1 pseudogene is annotated in these 942 nt (G+C 41.9%); it reads left to right on the forward strand.

From position 1 onward, the window contains the following. Positions 1 to 22 precede the first annotated feature (22 nt). A pseudogene (locus tag R7Z50_RS25330) lies at positions 23 to 942 on the forward strand (hybrid sensor histidine kinase/response regulator); the annotation flags it as partial.

Below are 942 nucleotides of genomic sequence, written 5' to 3' on the forward strand. Positions count from 1 at the left end.
CGGAGTAGACAAATTAGATAGTATGGATTCGATACGTAAGGTATATGAGTACGCAGAGCCCAATTTAACATTAGTTGGTTGGATGGGATTTATTGGCTTCCCGCTCTACTACTTCGTTTGGGACTTCATGTTCCCGCAATCCTATGAAAACTTGCCGCTACGTTTGTTCTGTTCCGCACTGTTTTTTGGCATCATTTTTCGTAACCGTTTGTCGTCATCATGGCGAAAGTACGTGCACGTCTATTATCAAATAACGATTACGACCTGTTTACCTTTCTTCTTTTTTTATATGTTGCTCATGAATGATTGGTCCAATGTTTGGGTGATGTCATTCATGTCGGCTATTTTCCTGCATATTTTGTTGGTTCATGTCACAAGGGTCATGTTTGCTCAGACGTTCGCTGGTATTGGTCTAGCGACGTTTTTTGCGTGGATCGCGAAAGGCTTTCATCTCGATATCACAATGGATTGGACGCATGTGCCGATATTTTTGTTTATTTATGTGTTTGGCAACATGTTCTATTTCCGAAATCAGGTCGAGCATGAAGCAAAAGTATCGCTCGCTAAGTCGTTTGGCGCTGGTATTGCTCATGAAATGCGTAATCCACTCAGTGGCTTATGTACGTCGATAGATGTTATTCAGTCTGTCTTGCCTAACAAAAAGGCGATGGGCGAAAAAGATCAGTATGTGATGAGTGGTGAAGACGTAACCTTGCTCCGTGAAGTGAGCGAAGATGCGATGAACATTATTCATTCAGGCAACGAGACAATCGATTTATTGCTCACATCGATTGATGAAAACCGCGTATCTCGCTCTTCCTTCAAAAGATATTCTGCTCAATCGGTGGTTGAAAAAGCCATTGAGAGTTTCAGTTATAAACGTTCGACAGACAGGTTCGCGATCTCATTCGATGCAAGAAGTGAGTTTGATTTTTTGGGTAG

Source organism: Vibrio sp. 1249-1 (assembly GCF_033340495.1).